Origin of the sequence: Pseudomonas sp. R9.37, from assembly GCF_963878885.1 — a bacterium.
Lineage (GTDB): Bacteria > Pseudomonadota > Gammaproteobacteria > Pseudomonadales > Pseudomonadaceae > Aquipseudomonas.
Window position 1 is genome coordinate 123,105 of the sequence record NZ_CAWNZA010000048.1, and the last position, 22,448, is coordinate 145,552.

At 61.8% G+C, this 22,448-nt stretch carries 21 protein-coding genes and 1 tRNA gene; 15 read left to right on the top strand and 7 right to left on the bottom strand.

What is annotated here, in order from left to right; all coding sequences use genetic code 11:
• The first annotated feature begins 13 nt into the window (after positions 1 to 13).
• The 3 genes from AACU78_RS26630 (at position 14) to AACU78_RS26640 (ending at position 1,449) form a co-directional block, all read left to right on the top strand.
• The gene (locus AACU78_RS26630; RefSeq protein ID WP_106578602.1) at positions 14 to 481 is read left to right on the top strand and encodes an FAD/FMN-containing dehydrogenase; all 468 of its coding nucleotides are present in this window, start codon (positions 14 to 16) and stop codon (positions 479 to 481) included.
• The gene (locus tag AACU78_RS26635) at positions 478 to 1,167 is read left to right on the top strand and encodes an energy-coupling factor ABC transporter permease (RefSeq protein ID WP_106578603.1); all 690 of its coding nucleotides are present in this window, start codon (positions 478 to 480) and stop codon (positions 1,165 to 1,167) included. Before AACU78_RS26630 ends, AACU78_RS26635 begins: the two co-directional genes overlap by 4 nt.
• Positions 1,168 to 1,233: 66 nt before the next feature.
• The gene (locus AACU78_RS26640) at positions 1,234 to 1,449 is read left to right on the top strand and encodes a hypothetical protein (protein ID WP_003171680.1); all 216 of its coding nucleotides are present in this window, start codon (positions 1,234 to 1,236) and stop codon (positions 1,447 to 1,449) included.
• Here the strand turns inward: AACU78_RS26640 and yacG are convergent.
• From yacG to AACU78_RS26660, 4 genes are read right to left on the bottom strand one after another with little or no spacing between them, the layout of a single operon-like run.
• Entirely contained in the window at positions 1,446 to 1,646 is a 201-nt protein-coding gene (gene yacG, locus AACU78_RS26645) for a DNA gyrase inhibitor YacG (RefSeq protein WP_106578604.1), read from the bottom strand. The two genes, AACU78_RS26640 and yacG, sit on opposite strands and share 4 nt — an antisense overlap.
• Entirely contained in the window at positions 1,643 to 2,266 is a 624-nt protein-coding gene (coaE, locus tag AACU78_RS26650) for a dephospho-CoA kinase (RefSeq protein WP_106578605.1), read from the bottom strand. The genes yacG and coaE overlap by 4 nt, the downstream gene beginning before the upstream one ends.
• Positions 2,263 to 3,129: a prepilin peptidase gene (locus tag AACU78_RS26655; RefSeq protein WP_106578606.1), complete on the bottom strand. Its 867-nt coding sequence runs from the start codon at positions 3,127 to 3,129 to the stop codon at positions 2,263 to 2,265. Before AACU78_RS26655 ends, coaE begins: the two co-directional genes overlap by 4 nt.
• A complete protein-coding gene (locus AACU78_RS26660) occupies positions 3,126 to 4,334 on the bottom strand; it encodes a type II secretion system F family protein (RefSeq protein WP_106578607.1) in 1,209 nt (402 codons plus the stop codon). Before AACU78_RS26660 ends, AACU78_RS26655 begins: the two co-directional genes overlap by 4 nt.
• Positions 4,335 to 4,537: 203 nt before the next feature.
• On the opposite strand from AACU78_RS26660, the gene AACU78_RS26665 reads away from it, so the two are divergent.
• The 3 genes from AACU78_RS26665 (at position 4,538) to AACU78_RS26675 (ending at position 5,547) form a co-directional block, all read left to right on the top strand.
• Complete coding sequence (locus AACU78_RS26665) at positions 4,538 to 4,951, top strand: pilin (protein WP_106578608.1); 414 nt, start codon at positions 4,538 to 4,540, stop codon at positions 4,949 to 4,951.
• A gap of 64 nt (positions 4,952 to 5,015) precedes the next feature.
• Positions 5,016 to 5,088: transfer RNA gene (locus AACU78_RS26670), tRNA-Thr, on the top strand.
• A 153-nt stretch (positions 5,089 to 5,241) separates the two neighbouring features.
• A complete protein-coding gene (locus AACU78_RS26675) occupies positions 5,242 to 5,547 on the top strand; it encodes a DUF6388 family protein (RefSeq protein ID WP_106578609.1) in 306 nt (101 codons plus the stop codon).
• 43 nt (positions 5,548 to 5,590) lie between these two features.
• On the opposite strand, the gene nadC is transcribed toward AACU78_RS26675, so the two are convergent.
• The gene (gene nadC / locus AACU78_RS26680; RefSeq protein ID WP_106578610.1) at positions 5,591 to 6,439 is read right to left on the bottom strand and encodes a carboxylating nicotinate-nucleotide diphosphorylase; all 849 of its coding nucleotides are present in this window, start codon (positions 6,437 to 6,439) and stop codon (positions 5,591 to 5,593) included.
• 246 nt (positions 6,440 to 6,685) lie between these two features.
• Here nadC and AACU78_RS26685 point away from each other — a divergent pair, with 246 nt between their 5' ends.
• The 5 genes from AACU78_RS26685 (at position 6,686) to AACU78_RS26705 (ending at position 13,079) form a co-directional block, all read left to right on the top strand.
• Positions 6,686 to 8,842: a DUF1631 domain-containing protein gene (locus AACU78_RS26685; RefSeq protein ID WP_106578611.1), complete on the top strand. Its 2,157-nt coding sequence runs from the start codon at positions 6,686 to 6,688 to the stop codon at positions 8,840 to 8,842.
• A 61-nt stretch (positions 8,843 to 8,903) separates the two neighbouring features.
• Positions 8,904 to 9,467: a 1,6-anhydro-N-acetylmuramyl-L-alanine amidase AmpD gene (gene ampD, locus AACU78_RS26690; protein WP_106578612.1), complete on the top strand. Its 564-nt coding sequence runs from the start codon at positions 8,904 to 8,906 to the stop codon at positions 9,465 to 9,467.
• Positions 9,464 to 10,300, top strand: coding sequence for a regulatory signaling modulator protein AmpE (gene ampE / locus AACU78_RS26695; RefSeq protein WP_106578613.1), 837 nt, complete (start codon positions 9,464 to 9,466; stop codon positions 10,298 to 10,300). Before ampD ends, ampE begins: the two co-directional genes overlap by 4 nt.
• Positions 10,301 to 11,818: 1,518 nt before the next feature.
• Positions 11,819 to 12,523 (top strand): methyl-accepting chemotaxis protein, encoded by a 705-nt coding sequence (locus AACU78_RS30195; RefSeq protein WP_371924154.1) that lies wholly within the window; start codon positions 11,819 to 11,821, stop codon positions 12,521 to 12,523.
• A gap of 127 nt (positions 12,524 to 12,650) precedes the next feature.
• The gene (locus AACU78_RS26705; RefSeq protein ID WP_106578615.1) at positions 12,651 to 13,079 is read left to right on the top strand and encodes a hypothetical protein; all 429 of its coding nucleotides are present in this window, start codon (positions 12,651 to 12,653) and stop codon (positions 13,077 to 13,079) included.
• Here AACU78_RS26705 and AACU78_RS26710 read toward each other — a convergent pair.
• Complete coding sequence (locus tag AACU78_RS26710) at positions 13,026 to 13,802, bottom strand: TatD family hydrolase (RefSeq protein WP_106578616.1); 777 nt, start codon at positions 13,800 to 13,802, stop codon at positions 13,026 to 13,028. The genes AACU78_RS26705 and AACU78_RS26710 overlap by 54 nt on opposite strands.
• A gap of 2 nt (positions 13,803 to 13,804) precedes the next feature.
• On the bottom strand, positions 13,805 to 14,800 hold the full coding sequence (cra, locus tag AACU78_RS26715; RefSeq protein WP_106578617.1) for a catabolite repressor/activator: 996 nt from the start codon (positions 14,798 to 14,800) through the stop codon (positions 13,805 to 13,807).
• Between the two features lie 294 nt (positions 14,801 to 15,094).
• Between cra and ptsP the strand changes: the two genes are divergently transcribed.
• From ptsP to AACU78_RS26735, 4 genes are all read left to right on the top strand, one after another.
• Positions 15,095 to 17,953 (top strand): phosphoenolpyruvate--protein phosphotransferase, encoded by a 2,859-nt coding sequence (ptsP, locus tag AACU78_RS26720; protein WP_106578618.1) that lies wholly within the window; start codon positions 15,095 to 15,097, stop codon positions 17,951 to 17,953.
• Positions 17,954 to 18,895: a 1-phosphofructokinase gene (gene pfkB, locus AACU78_RS26725; RefSeq protein WP_106578619.1), complete on the top strand. Its 942-nt coding sequence runs from the start codon at positions 17,954 to 17,956 to the stop codon at positions 18,893 to 18,895. It abuts the gene before it with no gap.
• Positions 18,896 to 18,906: 11 nt separating this feature from the next.
• Positions 18,907 to 20,622 carry a PTS fructose-like transporter subunit IIB gene (locus tag AACU78_RS26730; RefSeq protein ID WP_106578620.1) on the top strand — a complete coding sequence of 572 codons (1,716 nt, stop codon included), beginning with the start codon at positions 18,907 to 18,909 and terminating at the stop codon, positions 20,620 to 20,622.
• Positions 20,623 to 20,815: 193 nt separating this feature from the next.
• Positions 20,816 to 22,357 carry an alkaline phosphatase D family protein gene (locus tag AACU78_RS26735; protein ID WP_106578621.1) on the top strand — a complete coding sequence of 514 codons (1,542 nt, stop codon included), beginning with the start codon at positions 20,816 to 20,818 and terminating at the stop codon, positions 22,355 to 22,357.
• The last annotated feature ends 91 nt before the right edge of the window (positions 22,358 to 22,448 follow it).

Genomic DNA, 22,448 nt, shown 5'->3' on the forward strand with positions numbered 1-22,448 from the left:
CAAGGAGTCTGCGGTGAAGTTTTTCGTGGTGCTGTTGCTGAGCTTTTTACCGTTGTGGGCCCAAGCCGTTGAGATAGGTGAGCGCGTGGCACCATGGACCCTGCTCGACCAGTTCGACCAGGCCTACACCCTGGATGACCAGGCGCAGATTTTGCTGGTAGCCCGCAGCATGGACGCCGCCAAGCAGGTAGATGCCGCGCTGCAAGGCCAGCCCAAGGGCTACCTCGAGGCGCGCCACGCGGTGTTCATCGCCGATATCCAGCGCATGCCCCGGCTCATCGCCAAGCTGTTCGCCGTGCCGGCGATGCAGGCCTACAACTACCGGGTCATGCTGGACCGTGATGCGCGTATTGCCCCGCGTTACCCAGGGGCTGTGGATAAAGTGCTGTGGCTGCAACTCGATAGCGGCAAGTTGATTGCGCAGCACGAATACAGCTCCGCCGACGAGCTGCGCCAGGCACTGGAGCAGGTGAAGCCGTGATCAGTGCCGCCGTGCTGGCGCCGCAAACCCTCAGCATCGGCTGGCTGTTGTATGCGCCCGTGGTGATGTGGGCAATCCTGCGTTCGCCATGGGTCGAGCTGTTCGCCGACCGGCGGCGTCAGCATCTGCTGTTTGGTACGGTGTTCGCGCTGTTCATGTTGTGGCTGGTGCGGCGGGATTTCGATACGGGCGTTTCCTACCACTTTATCGGCATGACCGCCGTGACCCTGCTGCTCGACTGGCCTCTGGCAATCGTCGGCGGGTTGGCGGCGCAGTTCGGGCTGGTGCTGCTGGGGCGTCAGGACTTGGCCGCCGTCGGGGTCAATGGCCTGCTGCTGATCGTGTTGCCGGTGCTGGTCACGGAAGGCTGTGCAGTGCTGGTAGAGCGTGCCCAACCCCGCAATCCCTTTGTGTATATCTCCTGCTCGGGCTTTTTCGCCGCCGCACTGTCGGCGCTGCTCTGCTTGCTGGCTGCGCTGGGGTTGCTGTGGTTTGACGGGCGTTTTGCGATGCCGGAGTGGCTGGAAGACTTTATCGGCTACCTGTGGCTGATCATCTTCCCCGAAGCCTTTATCAACGGCATGGTCATCAGCGCCCTGGTGGTGTTTTGCCCGGAGTGGCTTGAGACCTTCAACCGTACGCGCTACCTCTCTGCGCCATGGAAGGACGACGATTCGCGGCGTTGACCCAGATCAAATCCCGGGCGGCCACACAGGCCCATGCTCTGCGAAATTCTTGAAGGAGCGCAGGGCATGAGTGTGTATGAATGGGCACGGCAGGAGTTGCGCAGAAGTCAGGACGCCGCACAGGAAATCGGTTTCGACCCAGGCTTGACCTTGCGCGCCATGCTCAGCGCCGTGGTGCAGCAGAGTAAAGGTGTGCGCAGTTTCGAAGACCTGGCCGACGAGCTGCAATACCTTGCAGAGAACCTCGACGACCAGCAGGAATACGCCTTTATGCGGCCTTAGTGCTTAGGCTGAAAGTCTTCGGAGAACAGGTCGTCTTCGGCATCCGGGCTGACCGGAATCTTGTGCTCCTCTGATGCCCAGGCGCCCAGGTCGATGAGTTTGCAACGGTCCGAGCAAAACGGCCGATTGAGGTTGTCTGTTTTCCATTCCACGGGTGCACCGCAGGTTGGGCAGTCGACGGTCATAGGTTGGCTCATGATCGGCCTCCACACAAAGTAAGGTAAAAGTGGTGCAGTCGCTCGACCTCGCTGTGCAGCCAGGCGAGGTCCTGGTCATTGACCAGCACGTCATCGGCATGGTTCAGGCGGTCTTCACGGCTGGACTGGGCCTTCAGAATCGCCTGCACCTGCTGTTCGCTGATGCCGTCGCGCTGCAGGGTACGCTGAATTTGCAGTGATTGCGGCACGTCAATCACCAGGATGCGCTGGGTCATGCTGTACTGGCCGGACTCGATCAGCAGCGGTGACACCAGGATCGCGTAAGGCGACCGCGCGCGCGCCAGGTGGCTGCGAATCTCCTCGCCAATCAGCGGGTGCAGCAAGGCTTCCAGCCAGCGGCGCTCTTGCGGCACCTCAAAGATCAGTTTGCGCAACGCGGCGCGGTCCAGCTGGCCGTCGGGTAACAGCACACCTGCACCGAAGTGCTCGGCGATTTGCTTCAATGCCGGGCGGCCGGGCTCAACCACCCAGCGCGCGGCATGGTCGGCGTCGACCAGGTCGATGCCCAAATCCATGAAGTGCTGAGCGGCCGCGCTTTTGCCGCTGCCGATGCCGCCGGTGAGGCCAAGAATCCAGGGTGTTGCGACAGAAGTGGTCATTTGAAACCGACGGACTGCAAATAGAAGTCGGTTATTTGACCACCCCAGAGCAATGCAATCCAGCCGGCAATCGCCAGACACGGACCAAACGGCATCGGTGCCGACGCCTGGGGCTTGCGCAAGCGCAGCAGGATCAGCCCGGCAAGCACGCCGAGCAACGAAGACATCAGCAGTGTCATCGGCAGAATCTGCCAGCCACCCCAGGCGCCGAGCAAGGCCAATAACTTGAAGTCGCCATAGCCCATGCCGTCCTTGCCGGTGATCATCTTGAACAGCCAGAACACCGTCCACAGGCTTATGTACCCGATGACCGCACCCCAAAGCGCATCCGGCAGCGTTGCCAGCAAGCCCACGCTGTTGAGAATCAGCCCCAGCCATAACAGCGGCAGCACCAGCGCGTCGGGCAGCAGTTGATGATCCACATCGATCAGGCTCATCGCCAGCAACCCCCAGCTCAGCAGCATCACTGCACCGGCTTGCCAGCCGAAGCCGAAATGCCAAGCTACCGCCGCCGAGACCAGCGCGCCGGCAAGTTCGGTGATCGGGTAGCGGGCACTGATAGGTTCACGACAGTGGGCACAACGCCCCTTGAGCAGCAGGTAACTGAGCAGCGGAATATTTTCCCACGCGCGAATCGGATGATTGCACCGGGGGCAGCAGGAATGAGGGCGCACCAGGTTGTAAGCCGGGCCCGCAGGGTCAGCAGGCAAGCCGAGCACCTCCTGAGCCTGGGCGCGCCATTCGCGCTCGAGCATTTTCGGCAGGCGCCACACCAGCACATTGAGGAAACTGCCGACAATCAGGCCCAGCACCAGTGCCAGCCCGACAAAGAGCCACGGTTGTTCATTCAGCAACGGGTTCAAAATGCCGACCCCAGCTGGAACACTGGCAGGTACATGGCTATCACCAGTGCGCCAACGATACCGCCCAATACCACCATGATCAGGGGCTCCATCAGGCTGGTGAGGTTATCGACCAGGTTTTGCACATCGGCCTCGTAGTGATTGGCGACTTTTTCCAGCATGCGGTCCAGGGTTCCCGATTCTTCCCCGATGGCCGTCATCTGGATTGCCATACTGGGAAACAGGCGGCTGTTGGCCATGGATTGGTGCAACTGCATGCCAGTGGATACATCGTGACGCATATGCTCGATCGCCTGTTTGAACAACCCATTTCCCACCGCTCCCGCCACGCAATCCAGCGCCTGCACCAACGGCACGCCCGCGGCGAAGGTCGTTGAGAGTGTGCGGGCGTAGCGGGCAACCGCGGTTTTTTTCACCAGTGTGCCTGCCAGGGGCGCGTTCAACAAACCAAGGTCCAGCCAGTGACGAAGACCGGCAGATTCGCGGTAGGCGTGGCGCAGCCCGATAAGTGTCGCGGCCAGGCCCAGTGCCACCATCCACCAGGCATGCTGCAGGAACTCGGACAAGGCTATGACACTCAGGGTGAAGCCCGGCAGTGTGCCATCGACGCCGGCAAACAGGTTCTGGAACTGCGGCACCACGTGGATCAGCAAGACCGTGCTGACCAGGCCTGCAATCACAATGACGGCGATGGGGTAGGTCATGGCCTTCTTGATGCGCGCCTTGAGCTGCTGGCTTTTCTCCAGATGGATGGCAACGCGCTCCAGCAGCGTTTCCAGGGCGCCGGCGTGCTCGCCGGCGGCAATCAGGTGGCAATACAGGTCATCGAAATAGCGCGGTTGTTTTTTCAGCGCGGCCGCCAGGTTGTTGCCGGCAGCGATTTCCTGTTTCAAGCCCTTGATGAGCTGGCGCATCAGGCGGTTGTCGAAGCCTTCGCCAATGATGTCGAACGCCTGCAACAGCGGTATGCCTGCCTTCAGTAATGTCGCCAGCTGGCGGGTGAACAGGGCAATATCGGCGGGTTTTATCGGCGGGGCGAAGCTTGGCACGCGTGGGGTTTTCTTGCGGATGCGGCCGGGGCAAATCCCTTGCTCGCGCAGTTGTGCCTTGATCAGCGCCAGGTTCTGGCCTGCGGTTTGCCCGCAGACTCTGCGTCCTTTGCGGTTGATGCCTTCCCAGGCGTAGATCGTTGCAGCGTCATTCATGTCACGTTTCCGCACACAGGTCGTTGAAGATTTATAGCTTAGTCAGGTGAGGGATTCGGACAGGCTGGCGGCGAAGGATAAAATGTCAGATTGTGCGTCTTGCAGGCGATTGGTCGTGCGTGGATGAGTACACTGGCGCCGTTGCACAATGCGGGGCGCAGGACGCGCCTTGTGAGCGATTTTTATTCTGGAGAGTGAATGTGATGCGTCAGAAAGGCTTTACCTTGATCGAGCTGTTGATCGTCGTGGCAATCATCGGCATTTTGGCCACTATCGGTTTGCCCATGTATACCAAGTACCAGGCCAAGGCCAAGTTCACCGCGGGGTTGGCTGAAGTCTCCGCGCTGAAGGCAGGTTTCGAGGACACCCTCAACCAGGGCACCGTACCGACCCTGGCCTTGATCGGCGGCACCAGTCCCACTGCCAATTGCAAGATCGACGTGGCAGGCGATGTGGCCACCGGCGCAGGCTCCATTCGCTGTGAAATTCTTGATGCGCCTGCGCCCGTGCTGGGCAAGACCATCACGTTGACGCGCAGCGCCACCACGGGCTGGACGTGCGCGACCACGGCTGAAGCGCAATACGTTGCCAAAGGCTGCGGCGCCGACGGGGCCTGACGGCCGTCGGGCGGTAGGCGAGTTAGTTGCCGCCTGCCCAATGCGGTGCTAGCTTTAGCCCACCGCCCGTGTAGCTCAGCCGGTAGAGCAGCGCACTCGTAACGCGAAGGTCGCAGGTTCGATTCCTGTCTCGGGCACAAGGCAACACTGTTTTAAAAGGCAACACTGTTTTCAGATGATCCCAGAATGGTTCTGAAGGCCAGACGAGCCGGCATTCATGCTTGCTCTTTCGTATCTGCGCAACCTTGATGACCCAGATGCATCCCCATTCCTCGATCTAAGAGAACAACATGACCACACCAGAAATGACCCAGGAAGCGCGGCACGAAGCAGCCCTCAAAAAGTACGTTGCGGAGTCGCCGGAACTGCTGGATGAGATCAAGGACCTGAGCGCCGATGATCAAAGGGACCAGATCCAATGGTCATTTGAGGATGAGGCCGAGGCCCAGGGCCTGCAGCCATGGGAATTGACCCTCAAGTACACCTCGACGCCGGAAGAGTTCGAGGCCGCACGTCTGGCCTTGCACAAGGAGGCCGCCGAGGTGCTGGGTGTCGACTGGAACGAGTATTGCGGGATGAACAATCTCGCGATCTGAAACACTGTGCAGGCGCCGGCTTGCCGGCGCTTGCATTAAAGCGTCAGATGCTCAGCCGCATCGACAAGTCCACCGCCTTCACATCCTTGGTCATTGCGCCGATGGAGATGTAGTCCACTCCGGTTTGGGCGATGGGCAGCAGCGTGGTTTCATTGATCCCGCCGCTGGCCTCCAGCTTGGCCTTGCCTGCATTCAGGCGCACGGCCTCACGCATGTCATCCAGGCTCAATTCGTCGAGCATGATGATGTCGGCGCCCGCCGCCAGCGCTTCGCGCAGTTCCTGCAGACTTTCCACTTCGATTTCCACCGGCTTGCCCGGCGCGATCTTGTGCGCGGCGGTAATCGCCTGCGCAATCCCGCCGCACGCCGCGATATGGTTTTCCTTGATCAGGAATGCGTCATACAACCCGATGCGGTGGTTATGACAACCGCCGCAGGTCACCGCGTATTTCTGCGCCAGGCGCAGGCCTGGCAGGGTTTTGCGGGTGTCCAGCAGCTTGACCTGAGTCGTGGCGACGAAATCCGCCAGGTACTGAGCGCGCGTGGCAACGCCTGACAGCATCTGCAGAAAATTCAGCGCGCAGCGTTCGCCGCTGAGCAGTGAGCGGGCAGGGCCCTCAAGGTGGAACAGCGCCTGGTTGGGGCTGACACGCTCACCGTCGGCAACCTGCCAATGCACCGCGACCCGCGGATCGAGCTGGCGGAACACTGCATCGACCCAGGCCGTACCGGCGATGACGGCCGCGTCGCGGGTGATGATCGTAGCCTTCGCCAGCCGTTCGGCCGGAATCAGTTGCGCAGTGATGTCGCCGCTGCCGATATCTTCCAGCAGTGCACGGCGCACGTTGGCTTCGATTTCGGCGGTGAGGTCGGCAAGACGGAGATTCGGCATAACAGGCTCCACAAACAAAGTGCCTCGGATTATAGGGGCAGCGCGGCTGTGAACCCAGACTCAACACTCATTTACACAGCAATGGCAGAGTTTGCTGGCGCAACTACCCTCATTTGCAAGATAATCCTGCGCCTTGCAATTGGCGTCATAGCTTTGACGTCCTGGTGATAACCGGTTTTCGCAGCCCCCATCGGGGCCTGTAGCTGATCGTTCCCCACCCCAACACCGCCGTTTCAGGAGGCCAGGATGCACATTGACGGAAAGGTGGTGCCAATCAACAAGGCGCACGCCACGCCATCGCCGCTTGCGCGCCTGCCGGTGGTGTTGCTGCAGGTTCGCGACAAGGCTGCCCAACAGTTGCAGCAAGGTCTGCAGGAACTGTTCGATAACGCCGATGACACGCTGTTCGAAATGGCCGACAAGGCTCGCAGTAACGTTGACCATCACATCTTCTTTGAAGCGATGCGTGACTTGCGCCTCAAGCGCAAAAATTTTGAACGCGTGTTCATGGAGCAGCTGTTTGCCGCTTTCGCCAGTCTGGGCCATGCAGAGCCAGGCGAGCCGCATTTGGTGCCGGTGGTGTCGTATGAGGCGGCGCGCGGCACGTCTAGCGACGAACTGGAAAAGGCCGTTGCGCTGGAGGCCATGCTCGGCCGGGTGCGACATCGCGATGGTCTGGCGCTGGGCCAACTGACCGCGCGCTTGAGTGCATTGCTTGGCAAGCCTCTGAGCGAGCGCGACAACCCGTTGGGTCCGGCGCTGCTGTGTGAGTTCTTTTTGCGCGCGGGGCGCAGCCTGGGCGTAGAGATTCGCGTCAAGCTGATCATGCTCAAACTGTTTGAAAAGTACGTGCTCAGTGACGCCGACCAATTGTTCGGCGAAGCCAATCAGTTGCTGGTCGCCACCGGGGTTTTGCCCGAACTCAAGGCGGTGCCCTCGCGTCGGCCTGGCGGGCGTGCCGCCCGTGACCAACAGCGTGAAGGCAACCTGCCAACCATCGACCCGCCCCAGGATGAGAACGGCCAGCAAGCCTTCGCCGCCCTGCAGGTTTTGTTGGCGGCGGTGCGTGGCAGCGTGGCGCCTACCCTGGAAGCCTGCGCCGAACCGCAACCCATTGCCTCGCGCGACCTGCTGCGCCTGCTCTCGCACTTGCAACAATATGTGCCAGAACCTGAAGCCGAAGACGATTTCGACCTGCGTAACCAGCTTGAACAACTGTTGACCCGCGTCAGCGTCAAGAGTGGCAAGTCGCGTATGGTGGAAGGCGCCGATGAAGATGTGATCAATCTGGTCGCCTTGCTGTTCGAGTTCATCCTCAACGATCGCACCGTGCCTGATGCGTTCAAGGGCTTGATCGCGCGCTTGCAGATTCCGATGTTGAAAGTGGCGGTGCTGGACAAGAGCCTCTTCAGCCGCGCCAGCCACCCGGCACGTCGACTGCTTAATGAAATCGCCTCGGCTGCCATGGGCTGGAGCCCGCACGATGGCTATCAGCGCGACAGCCTGTACCTGCATATTGAGCAAGTGGTGCAGTGTTTGTTGAATGACTTCGTCGAAGACCTGACGATTTTTTCCCAACTGCTGGCGCAGTTCACTGCGTTCACCTCGGATGAACAACGCCGTAGCGCGTTGCTTGAACAACACACCCGTGAGGCCGAAGAAGGGCGCATACGCACGCAAGCCGCACGTGAACGTGTGGCCGATCTGCTCAATCGGCGCTTGCTCGGCAAGGTCTTGCCGCAATCGGTGGTGCGCTTTCTGCAACAGGCGTGGAGCCAGGTGCTGTTGTTGGCCAGCCTCAAGCACGGCGAACAATCGGTGCAGTGGCAGGCGGGCGTGCGGACCATGGACGAGTTGATCTGGAGTGTGGGCCTGCAGACAGACACCGAGGCCGGCCGGCACCTGCTGGAGCAACTGCCCGGGCTGCTCACGGCGTTGCGCAACGGCTTGACCAGCGCGGCGTTCGACCCTTTCAGCACCCGTGAGTTTTTTGTTCAGTTGCAAGCCATGCATGTTCAGTCTGCCGAAGGCGAATGCATCGACGCGCTGATCAAAGTGCGTGAGCCGTTTTCGTTCAGTGTCGGGTTGCCTGATTCACTACAACCCTTGCCGAGCGATGACCCGGACCTGCTCAAGGCTCACCAGCTGCGCGTTGGTGGCTGGTTTGAGTTCCAGCAGGACGAAACCACAGCGTTGCGCTGCAAGTTGACGGCGATCATGGCGCCGGCCAACAGCTACATTTTTGTCAGCCGTACCGGGCTCAAAGTCCTGGAGAAAAGTGCCGACCAGTTGGCCATGGCGTTCAAGCGCGGAGCCCTGCGTACCCTGGACGACGGGCTGCTGTTCGACCGCGCGCTGGCGTGCGTGGTGGGCAACCTGCGTCAACTCAATCGCGGCAAGTGATCGCAACCGCAGGCCTGAACGCGGCATACTGGTAACACCTCGTCTCAATCAAGGAACCCGTATGCAGTTGGACCCCACCAGCGGTTGGTGCCAGGGCATTCGCCATTGCCCTTCGCCCAACTTCAACGAGCGCCCCGCCGGCGAGATCTCACTGTTGGTGGTGCATAACATCAGCCTGCCACCGGCACAGTTTGCCACTGGCAAGGTGCATGAGTTTTTCCAGAATCGCCTGGATGTCACGCAACATCCTTACTTTGAAGGCATTGCCGACCTACGGGTGTCTGCGCATTTTCTGATTGAGCGCGACGGCAGCGTGACGCAATTTGTGTCGTGCCTGGACCGCGCCTGGCATGCCGGGATATCGAGCTTCGAGGGGCGCGAGGTGTGTAATGACTTTTCCCTGGGAATCGAGCTGGAAGGGACGGACGAGCTACCGTTTACCGAGGCTCAGTATGTTTCGCTGATTGACCTCACACGACAGCTGCTGGCGGCTTATCCAGACATCACCCGACAGCGTATTTGTGGTCACAGTGATATCGCACCGGGTCGCAAGACCGACCCGGGCCCGGCTTTTGATTGGACGCGCTTTCGCAGCGCCCTGCAGGATGGAGGACACGCACGATGAGTTTCCTGGTGTTGGTGTTGGCGGTCTGGATCGAGAAGTTCTCGGCCTTGCGTCAGCGGTTACAACGCGACGGTGGATGGTTGCGTGAGCTGGCCAAGCTGGAATCCAGCCCGCGTATGGGGAAGCGGCCCTGGCTGATTCTTGTCCTGCTGGTGTTACTGCCGGTGGCCTTGCTGGCGTTGTTGCTGTTGGTGCTGGAACCAGTGGCTTATGGCCTGCTGGCGCTGCCGGTGCATCTGCTGGTGGTGATTTACAGCCTCGGGCGCGGCGATCTGCTGGCTGGGCTTGGGCCATTTCGCGATGCATGGCGACGCGGTGACCTGCAGGCCGCCGAGCATGTGGCCGAACGAGACCTGAAGGTGGTGGCTGACAATGGCGAGCAACTGCTGGAGCGCGTTCAAGGCCATTTGCTATGGCAGGCCTACCAGAGCTTTTTTGCAGTGATCTTCTGGTACTTCCTGTTGGGGCCGGTGGCGGCGTTGGCGTATCGCCTATTGGCATTGGCCAGCGAATACAGCCAGAACCCGCAGGTCGCCGAGCGTGCCGGGCAATTGCGTCACGCGTTTGACTGGGTGCCGGTGCGCCTTCTGGCGGCAAGTTTTGCCCTGGTGGGTAACTTTGTCGCGGTTGGGCGCGTGATGTTGCATGAGTTGTTGAGCTGGGACATCAGCGCAGCACAACTGGTAGAAAAAGTCGGCCTGGCGGCGGCTGAAATCCCACCGCCCGTGGTGGGGCCTGAGGGTATCAACAGCCTGGATCGGCTGTGGGAACTGCTGCTGCGCGCGGCGGTGCTGTGGTATGCCGGATTTGCGATCTGGACCGTACTGCCGTAGCTGGCCAGACGACCGGGTTTTTGTGGCGAGGGACTTTACTCCCACGCCACAAAAAACCGCTCACCACAGCTCGTTAACCTTACGTTACAAAACTCCCTTTCAAATTGAGCTATACAGACAGAGCGCCAAATAGTGGCTATCTGCCGCTGCGCCCCTGCGCCTCAATAAAAATAATAGAAAGGGAGTTCACCTGTGAAGAGCTTGCTCTATCCCGCCGTCGCGCTGATGAATCGCCTGAGTTTCGGCATGAAATTCAGCCTGATCAGCGTGCTGTTCCTGCTGCCGATGCTGGCCACCAACTATTTCCTGGTGCGTGATTCCTGGTCGCAATGGCAGGGCACTCGCATCGAACTGCAAAGCCTCGATCTGCTCGGCCGCAGCCTGGCGCTGCGCCGTGACCTGGAAACCCTCAATAACCAGGTGCAGATCAACGCGGTGCTGGGGCAGTCCGGCAAGGCCGGTGATCTGGAGGGCAGGATCAGTGCGTTGGAACAGAGCGTGTTGAGCCGCCTGCAAGGCCTCAACGCGATGACCGGCGACCCTGAACACACGCGTGTTTTTGATGGCAAGCGCGACGAGATGATCGCCGCATTCAAGGCTCAGCAACAGGAAACCTCGCTGCTGAGCAAAAGCGCGCTGATTGGCAAATTGCTCACCAAGGCCCAGATGCTCAGCCAGATCATTGCCAGCCAGTCCGGCTTGAGCCGTGATCCTCAGGGCGATTTGCGCCAACTCAGCGAGCTGGTCACCAGCGTTACCCCGCAAGTCACCCAAACCCTGGGTGAAGGGCGGGCCATGGGCGCGTACTCCTTGGGCCAGGGGTTTCTGAATTCATCATCCAGTACGCGCTTTGATGAACTGCTGCAGCAACTGGAAAAACTCCAGGCCGAGTACGCCCTGAAGTTGCAGGACGCACTGGGCGCCAGCGCCGCCGCGCATACGGCGCTCGACCCGCTGGCGACGGCCAGCAGCGCGAGTCTCAAGCACGGCAGCGAGTTGTTTGAAGAGCAGGTGGTGATGGCCGAAACCCTCGATGCGCCGTGGCAGGGTTTTTATGAAAGCGTCAGCCAGTTGATGGCTCAAACCTACCAACTCAATGAAGCGACCCTGACGTTTCTCGAACGGCAACTTGAGCAGCGTCTGGCTCAAAAACGCACGCACATGGTGGTGCTGATCTCGGCGCTGGTGGCGGTGTTTGTGCTGATCTTTTATTTGTATGCCGGTTTCTATGCGTCGACCCGCACCACGTTGCGTCGCCTGGGGGCGATGATGGACAAGGTCGCGGGCGGCGACATGACCGTCAGCTTTGTTGCCCACAGCCGCGACGAACTCGGGGAGTTGGGCCAGGTATTCAACGGCACGGTGGCCAGGATTCATGACTTGATCGAGCGCGTCGGTCACACCGTCTGCCAGGTCGAGTTGCAAGCCGGTCAAGTGCAAGCCGTGTCGGCCCACAGCAACCAGGCGGTTTCCGGGCAACGCAGCCAGATCGAGCAGGTGGCGACGGCCATGAACCAGATGTCGTCCACCGCCCAGGAAGTGGCGCGCAGTGCGGCGGCGGCGGTCAGCAGTGCCCACAGCGTCAACGACGAAACCGTCAGCGGCCGGGGCCTGGTGCAATCCCAGCAGGGCAGCATCGCGAGCCTGGCGTCAGAGATAGAGGCGTCAGTGCAGGTCATCAACCAATTGGCCACCGATAGCCAGTCGATCAGTGGCGTGCTCGAGGTGATCAAGAGCATCGCTGAACAAACCAACCTGCTGGCGCTGAATGCCGCGATTGAGGCGGCGCGCGCCGGCGAGCAGGGCCGCGGTTTTGCCGTGGTGGCCGACGAGGTGCGCACCCTGGCCCGACGCACCCAGCAGTCCACTGAAGAAATCGAACAGATGATCAGCCGACTGCACAGCGGTGTCGGCGCGGCCGTCAAGGCCATGGGCACCAGCCATGCCATGGCCAATGGCACCGTGGGGCAGTCGGAAAAGGTCCAGCAAGCCCTGGAAAATATCCTGGGCGCCGTCGGTATGATCGTCGATCAGAACCAGCAGATTGCCGCGGCCGTGGAGCAGCAAACCGCCGTTGCCCACGATATCGACCAGAACATCGTTGCCATCAATCGTGCGGGCGAGCATGCCGCCGAGGGCGCGCATCAGACCGAAACGGCCAGTCGGCTGCTCTCGATGCAAGTCGTCGAGTTGAAGCAATTGATCGGCGCGTTTCGTGTGTAGGGCAGGCGCGTAGGACTTGGCCTTTGTGGGCCGTGGTGCCTGTCCTGATTTCTCTGTGTGCCTTTTTTGAATGCCTGAATGGGTGAGAATTTGTTTCAACCCGTCACGGTTCAAGGGAGGCACAGCGATGGCCACTGCCATGGGGATCAAAGGGCATTGCGCCCATTGCGACATCACGTTTGAACTCAAGCCCTGGCAAGTGAATGCGATTGCCATCCACGAGCCCTTCGAATGCCCCTATTGCCAACGCACCCTGCAGTTGATATGCCCCAGGCAGTTGCGCCAGTTCAAGGCGCTGGACCACTGGGCCATGGTGGCCCCGAGCATGGTGGTATTGACCTGCTCGGTGCTGATTGTGGCGCTGGTGGCTGAGTGGGTCGGGTTGCTCAGCGTTGTCGGGCAACTCAACGTTTCGCTGGTGGCGGTGCTATTGCACTTTCTCGTGTTGCGTTACGCCCGCCATCGGCAACGGCTGACATTGAACTTGCAGGCGGTCAAACCGCTACCAGTTGAACAGCTCGCGCGCATTGCGTGTGCTCGTCTCGGCCAGCAGTAATGGGCTGATCGCCATGCGTTCGGCCAAGTCGGCGCAGATGTCTGGCAGGTGTTGCGGGCTGTTGCGCTGGCCCGGGTACATGGCGGGTGCCATGTCAGGCGAGTCGGTTTCCAGCACCACCGCGTCTAGGGGCAATCGCGCGAGTACTTTGTGCATGCGCAGCGCCTGTGGCCACGTGGCGGCACCGCCCAGGCCGAGTTTGAAACCCAGCTTGATGTACTCGCGGGCTTCCTCAAAACTGCCGGCAAACGCATGGATGATGCCGCCGCGTGGCAGGCGAATGCGCTTGAGGGTAGCGATCACCGCTGCATGGCTGCGGCGTACGTGCAGCAAGGCCGGGAGCTGGAAGTCCACTGCCAGTTTCAGCTGCGCTTCAAACAGGCGCTGCTGGCGCTCGCGGTCCAGCTGTTCGAGAAAGTAATCCAGGCCGATTTCACCGACGGCGCACAGTTGCCGGTGGCCCTTCAAGCGCGTCAGCCAGTCGCCCAGCTCTGTCAGGTCGGCGGGGCGATGCTCATCGAGGTACACCGGGTGCAGGCCGAAGGCGGCGAACAAGCCTTCGTCTTCCTGCACCAGGTCCCACAGCCGTTGCCAGTTTTGCTGATACACGCCCAACACCACCATGCGCTGCACGCCGAGTTGGCGACTGTGGGCAAGGACTTGCCGGCGATCATGGTCGAAGTCCGGGAAGTCCAGGTGAGTATGGGTGTCGATCAGTTCCACGCTCAAGCCTCGTGAATACGCTGCTTGAAGGTCCGGCCGATGGCGTGCACGCCCGGTTGGTACTGTTCTTCCTCGATGGCGGCCAACGCCAGGCGCAGGGCGGTGTCGGCAATCAGCTGATGTTGCTGGGCCATGGCGTTGACCGGCAGCGGCAGGAAGTCCAGCAACTGGGTGTCACCAAAAGTGCCCAGGCGCAGCGGCCGGGATTTGAGCGGGAAGTCGTGCAGCGCGTCGAACACACCTTGCAGCAGCACGTACGAAGTGGTCACCAGCGCGTCAGGCAAATGCCCCAGTTGTTGCAGAAGTTGCTCCATCAGCTGTCGGCCGCAATCTCGGCTGAACGCCTCGCCCTGTTCGACGATGACCTCACCCGTGAAGCCTTTCAGCGCTTCATGAAAACCGGCGGCGCGCTCCTGGCTGATGCCCAGCTCGGGACGCGCACCGATCAGTACGATCTGTTTAGGCAACGGTTGCAGCAGGCTGCTGGTCAACTGCTGGCAGGCCTGGCGGTCATCACTGACCACCGAGCAAAACTGCTCCGTTTCCATCACCCGGTCGATCGCAATCACTGGCAGACCTTTGGCTTGCAGCTCGCGGTAGCTGTCATCGCTGGCCGGCAGGCAACTGGCCACAAACAGCGCATCGCAGCGCCGCGCGCGGAACAGCTGCAGCAATTGGCGCTCGCTCTCGGCCTCATCGTCGGAGCTGGCGATCAGCAACTGATAGCCGCGCGCCCGTGCGCCTTGTTCCAACAATTTGGCGATCCGTGCGTAACTGGGGTTTTCCAGGTCCGGCAGGATAAAGCCCAAGGTGCGCGTGTGCCGACTGCGCAGCCCGGCCGCCTGAGGGTTTGGGGTAAAGCCATGGGCTTCAACCACCGCGCGCACCCGTTCGACGGTTGCGCTGCTGATGCGTTGTTGCGCGGCCTTGTCATTGATGACGTAGCTTGCGGTGGTCACGGACACACCGGCCAGACGTGCGATATCACTGAGTTTCAAACCGGGATTTCCTTGTTTTTTAGAGCTTGCCCCGACATTTTGTCCAATCGTAACCGATTACTGCACACGACTATTGGCTGAGCTCAAGCGCCGACTGGCGCTTCAAGCTTGCATAATTAGCGCGTAATCTGCCATAAATTCTAGATTAAACGTTTCAGCCAGCGTATTTTTACGACGTTCGCGACTGAGTGGCTACTGCCAATTGACCACTCAGTCAGCTATTTTTGAACGCAGCCACGCTGATTTATTCAAAACAATACCTAGTGCGCCCACCGCACTAACTAGGAGAACGGCATGCTTGAGCTCACTGTAGAGCAGATATCCATGGGCCAGGTGGCTGTGGATAAATCTGCTGCCTTGCACCTGCTCGCTGACAAACTGGTGGCCGATGGCCTGGTCGCCGAGGGTTACCTCAGTGGCTTGCAAGCGCGTGAAGCCCAAGGCTCGACCTTTCTCGGCCAAGGCATTGCCATCCCTCACGGCACCCCCGAAACCCGCGACCAGGTTTTTTCCACCGGCGTGCGCCTGCTGCAGTTCCCCGAAGGGGTGGACTGGGGTGATGGCCAGATCGTCTACCTGGCCATCGGCATTGCCGCCAAATCCGATGAACACCTGCGTTTGCTGCAATTGCTGACTCGCGCCCTCGGTGAAACCGATCTGGGCCAGGCGCTGCGCCGTGCCGGTTCGGCTGACGCCTTGCTGAAGCTGCTGCAAGGTGCGCCGCAGGAACTGGCGCTGGACGCGCAAATGATCAGCCTTGGCGTGTCCGCCGATGACTTCGAGGAGCTTGTCTGGCGAGGCGCACGCCTGCTGCGCCAGGCTGATTGCGTGAGCAATGGTTTTGCTGCCGTGTTGCAGCAGGTCGACGCGTTGCCGCTGGGCGATGGCCTGTGGTGGTTGCACAGCGAGCAGACGGTCAAGCGTCCGGGCCTTGCGTTCGTCACGCCGGACAAACCCATGCGTTACCTCGGCCAGCCGCTCAACGGTGTGTTTTGCCTGGCCAGCCTCGGCGAAGCGCACCAGAGTTTGCTCGAACGCCTGTGTGCGTTGCTCATTGAAGGGCGCGGCCAGGAACTCGGCCGTGCCACCAGCAGCCGCGCGGTGCTCGAAGTGCTCGGCGGTGAACTGCCGCCTGACTGGCCCAGCGTGCGCGTCACCCTGGCCAACGCCCATGGCTTGCATGCGCGGCCGGCGAAGATCCTCGCGCAATTGGCGAAAGGTTTTGACGGCGATATTCGCGTGCGCCTGGTGGATGGCCCGGTGGGCGCCGTGTCGGTGAAAAGTTTGAGCAAGTTGCTGAGCCTTGGCGCCCGTCGCGGCCAGGTGCTGGAGTTTGTCGCTGAACCGACAATTGCCGGCGATGCATTGCCTGCGTTGCTCGCGGCGGTAGAAGAGGGTCTGGGCGAAGAGGTCGAGCCACTGCCGACCGTAAGTGCCCAGCCCGCCACCGTCGACAGCGAACCGGCCATCAGCGCGCCCGCAGCCGGCAGCCAGATCCAGGCCATCGCTGCCGCGCCGGGCATTGCCATCGGGCCTGCACATATCCAGATTCAGCACGTCTTCGATTACCCCCTTCGCGGCGAGTCCTCGGCCGTTGAGCGCCAGCGCCTGCAGAGCGCCCTGGCCGATGTGCGCCGCGATATCCAGGGCCTGATCGAACGCAGCCAGGCCAAAGCCATCCGCGAGATCTTCATCACCCACCAGGAAATGCTCGACGACCCGGAACTGACCGACGAAGTCGACACCCGCCTCAAGCAGGGCGAGAGCGCCGAAGCGGCGTGGATGAGCGTGATCGAGGCCGCCGCCAAACAGCAGGAGTCGCTGCAGGATGCCTTGCTCGCCGAGCGTGCCGCCGACCTGCGCGACATCGGCCGTCGGGTATTGGCGCAATTGTGCGGCGTCGAAACCGCCCAGGAGCCGAGCGAACCCTACATTTTAGTGATGGACGAAGTCGGCCCCTCCGACGTCGCGCGTCTGGACCCGGCCCGTGTCGCCGGCATTCTCACCGCGCGTGGCGGCGCCACGGCGCACAGCGCCATCGTCGCGCGGGCCCTGGGCATTCCCGCTTTGGTAGGCGCGGGCGCGGCGGTGTTGCTGCTCGCGTCCGGCACGCCATTGTTGCTCGATGGCCAGCGCGGTCGCCTGCATGTCGACCCCGATGCCACCACCTTGCAACGCGCCGGCGTTGAGCGCGACACCCGCGAACAGCGCCTGCAAGCGGCTTCGGCGCAGCGCCACGAACCGGCGTTGACCCGTGACGGTCATGCCGTGGAAGTGTTCGCCAATATCGGCGAGAGCGCCGGTGTTGCCGGCGCGGTGGAGCAGGGCGCCGAAGGCATCGGCCTGCTGCGCACCGAGCTGATTTTCATGGCTCACCCACAAGCGCCGGATGAAGCCACTCAGGAGGCCGAATACCGCCGCGTACTCGACGGCCTTGGCGGTCGCCCGCTGGTGGTGCGCACCCTCGATGTTGGGGGGGATAAACCGCTGCCGTATTGGCCGATCGCCCAGGAAGAAAACCCCTTCCTCGGTGTGCGCGGTATTCGCCTGACCTTGCAACGCCCACAGATCATGGAAGCGCAATTGCGTGCGCTGCTGCGCTCGGCGGACAACCGACCGCTGCGCATCATGTTCCCCATGGTCGGCAGCGTCGATGAATGGCGCGCGGCCCGGGACATGACCGAGCGCCTGCGCCTGGAAATCCCGGTCGCCGACTTGCAGCTGGGCATCATGATCGAAGTGCCGTCCGCCGCCTTGCTCGCGCCGGTACTCGCCAAGGAAGTCGACTTTTTCAGCGTCGGCACCAACGACCTGACCCAGTACACGCTGGCTATCGATCGCGGCCATCCGACGCTGTCGGCCCAGGCCGACGGCCTGCACCCGGCGGTGTTGCAACTGATCGACATCACCGTGCGTGCTGCCCACGCCCATGGCAAGTGGGTCGGCGTGTGCGGCGAATTGGCGGCGGACCCGCTGGCAGTGCCGGTGCTGATCGGGCTGGGAGTGGATGAGTTGAGCGTGTCGGCCCGCAGCATTCCTGAAGTGAAGGCGCGGGTACGCGAATTCAGTCTGAGCGAGGCCCAGAGCCTGGCGCAAAAAGCCCTTGCGGTGGGTTCGCCCGCGCAAGTGCGAGCCCTAGTGGAGGCCGTGTAAATGGCAAAGATTCTGACCCTGACGCTGAACCCGGCGTTGGACCTTACCGTACGCCTGGCACGCCTGGAGCCGGGGGCGGTCAACCGCAGCGAAACCCTGCTGACCCATGCCGCCGGCAAAGGTGTGAATGTCGCCCAAGTGTTGGCGGACCTTGGTCATCACGTCACCGTCGGCGGTTTTCTCGGTGAGGACAATCCGCAAGCCTTCGAGGCGTTGATTGCCCGGCGTGGTTTTGCCGACGCGTTTATTCGCGTACCGGGCGAAACCCGCAGCAACATCAAGATCGCCGAGCAGGACGGCCGGGTTACCGACGTCAATGCACCGGGACCGCAGGTCAGTGAGCAGGCCCAGCAGGCGTTGCTCAATCAACTGACGCTGATTGCGCCGGGGCACGACGCGGTGGTGGTTGCCGGCAGTTTGCCGCGCGGCATCAGCGCGCAGTGGTTTCAGGGCCTGCTGGTACACCTGAAAAGCCTCGGTTTGAAAGTCGCCCTCGACACCAGCGGCGAAGCCTTGCGCGCCGGTTTGCAGGCGGGCCCGTGGCTGATCAAGCCCAACACGCAAGAGTTGGCCGAGGCCTTGGATTGCGCCACGGACTCCATCGCGCAACAGGCCCAGGCCGCCGAGCGTCTGCACGCTCAAGGCGTGGAACATGTGGTGGTGTCCCACGGTGCCGACGGCGTGAACTGGTTCAGCCCGGGCACCGCGCTGCACGCCACGCCACCCAAGGTCAGCGTCGCCAGTACGGTGGGCGCCGGCGATTCGCTGCTGGCCGGGATGCTGCACGGTTTGCTCAGGGTTGATCTGCCGCAAACCACCTTGCGGCGCGCCACGGCAATTGCCGCGATGGCCGTCACACAGATCGGGTTTGGCATCAGCGATGACGCGCAGTTGGCGCGTCTCGAAAGCGGCGTCCATGTGCGCGCGCTGACAGAACAATAAGAGGGTTTGTGATGAAGTTAGCCATTGTTACCGCCTGCCCGAACGGCATGGTCACCAGTGTGCTGTGCGCCCGCTTGTTGGACGCCGCCGCGCAGCGCCAGGGCTTGCACACCAGCGTCGAAGTGGTGGACGTGCAGCACCCGGAGCGCCAGTTGTCCCAGGCCACGCTTGATGACGCCGACTGGGTGTTGCTGGTCAGCAGCACGCCGGTGGAGATGCAGCGGTTTGTCGGCAAGCGCGTGTTCCAGAGCACGCCGGCCCAGGCGTTGGCGGATGTAGACGCAGTATTGCGTCGCGGCGCCGCAGAGGCTGAGGTCTATGTGGCGACGCAGCAGGCAGCCAACACCGCGCCGCGTATCGTCGCGGTCACGGCCTGCCCCACCGGCGTAGCGCACACCTTTATGGCTGCCGAAGCCTTGCAGCAAACCGCCAAGCGCCTGGGCTACGACTTGCAGGTCGAGACCCAAGGCTCGGTGGGCGCGCGCACGCCGTTGAGCCCGGAGGCCATCGCCAATGCCGACGTGGTGTTGCTGGCGGCCGACATTGAAGTGGCCACCGAGCGCTTCGCCGGCAAGAAGATTTACCGCTGTGGCACTGGCATTGCCCTCAAGCAATCCGAAGCCACGCTCAACAAAGCCTTGGCCGAAGGCGCAGTGGAAAGTGCGGCCGGCAGCGCGGTGGCGAAAAAATCGGAAAAGACCGGCGTGTACAAACACCTGCTCACCGGTGTGTCGTTCATGTTGCCGATGGTGGTGGCCGGCGGGTTGCTGATCGCCTTGTCGTTTGTGTTCGGCATTCATGCCTTTGAAGAAAAAGGCACCTTGGCGGCGGCACTCAAAACCGTCGGCGACCAGGCCTTTATGTTGATGGTGCCGCTGCTGGCGGGCTATATCGCCTACTCGATTGCCGACCGCCCCGGCCTCGCGCCGGGCATGATTGGCGGCCTGCTCGCGGGCACGCTGGGCGCGGGGTTTATCGGCGGGATTTTCGCCGGTTTCCTCGCGGGTTATTGCGTCAAGTTGATCACCCGCGCGGTGAAATTGCCGCAGAGCCTGGAGGCGCTCAAGCCGATTCTGATCATTCCATTGCTGGCGAGTTTGTTCACCGGCCTTGCAATGATTTATCTGGTTGGCCCGCCGGTCGCACGGCTGCTCACCAGCCTGACCGACTTTCTCAGCACCATGGGCACCACCAATGCGGTGCTGCTGGGCATCCTCCTGGGCGGCATGATGTGCGTCGATTTGGGTGGGCCGATCAACAAGGCGGCGTATGCGTTTTCCGTCGGCTTGCTGGCCGCTTCCAGCGGCGCGCCGATGGCTGCGACCATGGCCGCAGGCATGGTGCCGCCGATTGGCATGGGCGTCGCCACGTTCCTGGCGCGGCGCAAGTTCGCCCAGACCGAACGCGAAGCCGGCAAGGCCGCGATGATTCTGGGCCTGTGCTTTATTTCCGAAGGCGCGATTCCTTTTGCGGCCAAAGACCCGCTGCGCGTGATCCCGGCCAGCATCGCCGGTGGCGCCTTGACCGGCGCGCTGTCGATGTACTTCGGCTGCAAACTGGCGGCGCCTCATGGTGGCCTGTTTGTGCTGGTCATTCCGAATGCGATGAACCATGCCCTGCTGTACTTGCTGGCGATTGTTGCCGGCAGCCTGTTGACTGGGTTGGTGTATGCGCTGATCAAGCGCCCTGAGGCGGTGGAACTCACCGTAGCTTCAGCACAGGCTTGATCGGTTAAAAAATGTGGGAGCGGGCTTGCTCGCGAAGGCGGAGTGTCAGTCACCCAGTCTATTGACTGACACACTGCTTTCGCGAGCAAGCCCGCTCCCACATTTGGATCTCCAGGGTTGCCGAGTCAGGTGTCACATCCGCTTCATCCCCGCGTGCTTTAGTTGACCTTTTGATACTCAAGAGGGCACCTGCATGAGCCACTTCGATCTCGGCCGTCGCCGCGTGATGCAAGCCGTCGGCGCCGGCCTGCTGCTGCCGGGCCTGGCGCCGGCGGTGATCGCGTCGGTCAAGGACCGGCCGCAACTCACCGATGGCGTGCAGTCCGGCGACCTGCTGGGCGACCGCGCGATGATCTGGAGCCGCAGCGACCGCCCGGCCAAGATGGTGGTGGAATGGGACACCCGCAGCGTGTTCAGCAACCCGCGAAAATTCATCTCGCCACTGGCCGACAGCCGCACCGACTTTACCGCCCGCGTCGAACTCACCGGGTTACCGGTCGACCAGGCGATCTTCTACCGCGTGCATTTTGAAGACGCCCAGACCGGCGTCGCCAGTGAGCCGTGGTTCGGCCACCTGCGCAGCGTGCCGCAACAACGCCGTGACATCCGTTTTGTGTGGAGCGGCGACACCGTCGGCCAGGGCTTTGGTATCAACCCGGACATTGGCGGCATGCGCATCTACGAAGCGATGCGCCTGCGCCTGCCGGACTTCTTTATTCACAGCGGCGACACCATCTACGCCGACGGCCCGGTGCCGGCGCAGTTGAGCGTTGAAGACGGGCGCATCTGGCGCAACATCACCACCGAAGCCAAGAGCAAAGTCGCCGAAACCCTGGATGAGTACCGCGGCAATTACCGCTACAACCTGCTCGACGAAAACGTGCGCCGCTTCAACGCCGAGGTGCCGCAGATCTGGCAGTGGGACGATCACGAGGTGGTGAATAACTGGTCGCCGAGCAAGCAACTCGATGAGCGCTATCAGACCAGGGACATCAACACGTTGGTGGGCCGCGCACGTCAGGCCTGGCTGGAGTATTCACCGATGCGTCGGCAAAGCGCCGACGGCGGTGGGCGGATCTATCGCAAGCTCAGTTACGGCCCGTTGCTGGATGTGTTCGTACTGGACATGCGCAGTTACCGTGGCCCCAACGACGACAATCTGGGAGGCGAAAAACCGTTCATGGGCCGTGAGCAACTGGACTGGCTCAAGCGCGAACTCAAGGCCTCAACGGCGCAATGGAAGGTCATCGCCGCCGACATGCCCATCGGCCTTGGCGTGCCCGACGGCGAGGTCAGCCCTGGCGTACCGCGTTGGGAAGCGATCGCCAACGGCGACCCTGGCCCGGCCCAGGGGCGTGAGCTGGAGATTGCCGAACTGTTGGGGTTTCTGCGTGCCCAGCAGGTGCGTAACCATGTATGGCTGACGGCGGATGTGCACTACTGCGCGGCGCACCATTACCACCCCGACCGGGCGGCGTTTCAGGATTTCGAGCCGTTCTGGGAGTTTGTGGCCGGGCCTTTGAATGCAGGGAGTTTTGGGCCCAACCCGCTGGATAAAACCTTTGGCCCACAGGTGGTGTTCGAGAAGGCGCCGCCCGCGCAGAACACTTCGCCGCTGGCCGGGTTTCAGTTTTTTGGTGAGGTGCAGATTGATGGGCAGACGGCGGAGTTGACGGTGATGTTGCGCGACTTGGATGGGGTCTCTGTGTTTGAGCAAAAACTGCAGCCGGCCTGACCTGCAATGCACTTAAAAACGGTGGGAGCTGGCTTGCCTGCGATTGCATCACCCTGGTGTCACTGATACACCGAGGTGCCTGCATCGCAGG

Bases quoted from the DNA above. Each gene is read 5' to 3' on its own strand.
- AACU78_RS26640 (WP_003171680.1), top strand. From the start codon at position 1,234: ATGAGTGTGTATGAATGGGCACGGCAGGAGTTGCGCAGAAGTCAGGAC.
- yacG (WP_106578604.1), bottom strand. From the start codon at position 1,646: ATGAGCCAACCTATGACCGTCGACTGCCCAACCTGCGGTGCACCCGTG.
- coaE (WP_106578605.1), bottom strand. From the start codon at position 2,266: ATGACCACTTCTGTCGCAACACCCTGGATTCTTGGCCTCACCGGCGGC.
- AACU78_RS26660 (WP_106578607.1), bottom strand. From the start codon at position 4,334: ATGAATGACGCTGCAACGATCTACGCCTGGGAAGGCATCAACCGCAAA.
- AACU78_RS26665 (WP_106578608.1), top strand. From the start codon at position 4,538: ATGCGTCAGAAAGGCTTTACCTTGATCGAGCTGTTGATCGTCGTGGCA.
- AACU78_RS26675 (WP_106578609.1), top strand. From the start codon at position 5,242: ATGACCACACCAGAAATGACCCAGGAAGCGCGGCACGAAGCAGCCCTC.
- nadC (WP_106578610.1), bottom strand. From the start codon at position 6,439: ATGCCGAATCTCCGTCTTGCCGACCTCACCGCCGAAATCGAAGCCAAC.
- AACU78_RS26685 (WP_106578611.1), top strand. From the start codon at position 6,686: ATGCACATTGACGGAAAGGTGGTGCCAATCAACAAGGCGCACGCCACG.
- ampD (WP_106578612.1), top strand. From the start codon at position 8,904: ATGCAGTTGGACCCCACCAGCGGTTGGTGCCAGGGCATTCGCCATTGC.
- ampE (WP_106578613.1), top strand. From the start codon at position 9,464: ATGAGTTTCCTGGTGTTGGTGTTGGCGGTCTGGATCGAGAAGTTCTCG.
- AACU78_RS30195 (WP_371924154.1), top strand. From the start codon at position 11,819: ATGTCGTCCACCGCCCAGGAAGTGGCGCGCAGTGCGGCGGCGGCGGTC.
- AACU78_RS26705 (WP_106578615.1), top strand. From the start codon at position 12,651: ATGGCCACTGCCATGGGGATCAAAGGGCATTGCGCCCATTGCGACATC.
- ptsP (WP_106578618.1), top strand. From the start codon at position 15,095: ATGCTTGAGCTCACTGTAGAGCAGATATCCATGGGCCAGGTGGCTGTG.
- pfkB (WP_106578619.1), top strand. From the start codon at position 17,954: ATGGCAAAGATTCTGACCCTGACGCTGAACCCGGCGTTGGACCTTACC.
- AACU78_RS26730 (WP_106578620.1), top strand. From the start codon at position 18,907: ATGAAGTTAGCCATTGTTACCGCCTGCCCGAACGGCATGGTCACCAGT.
- AACU78_RS26735 (WP_106578621.1), top strand. From the start codon at position 20,816: ATGAGCCACTTCGATCTCGGCCGTCGCCGCGTGATGCAAGCCGTCGGC.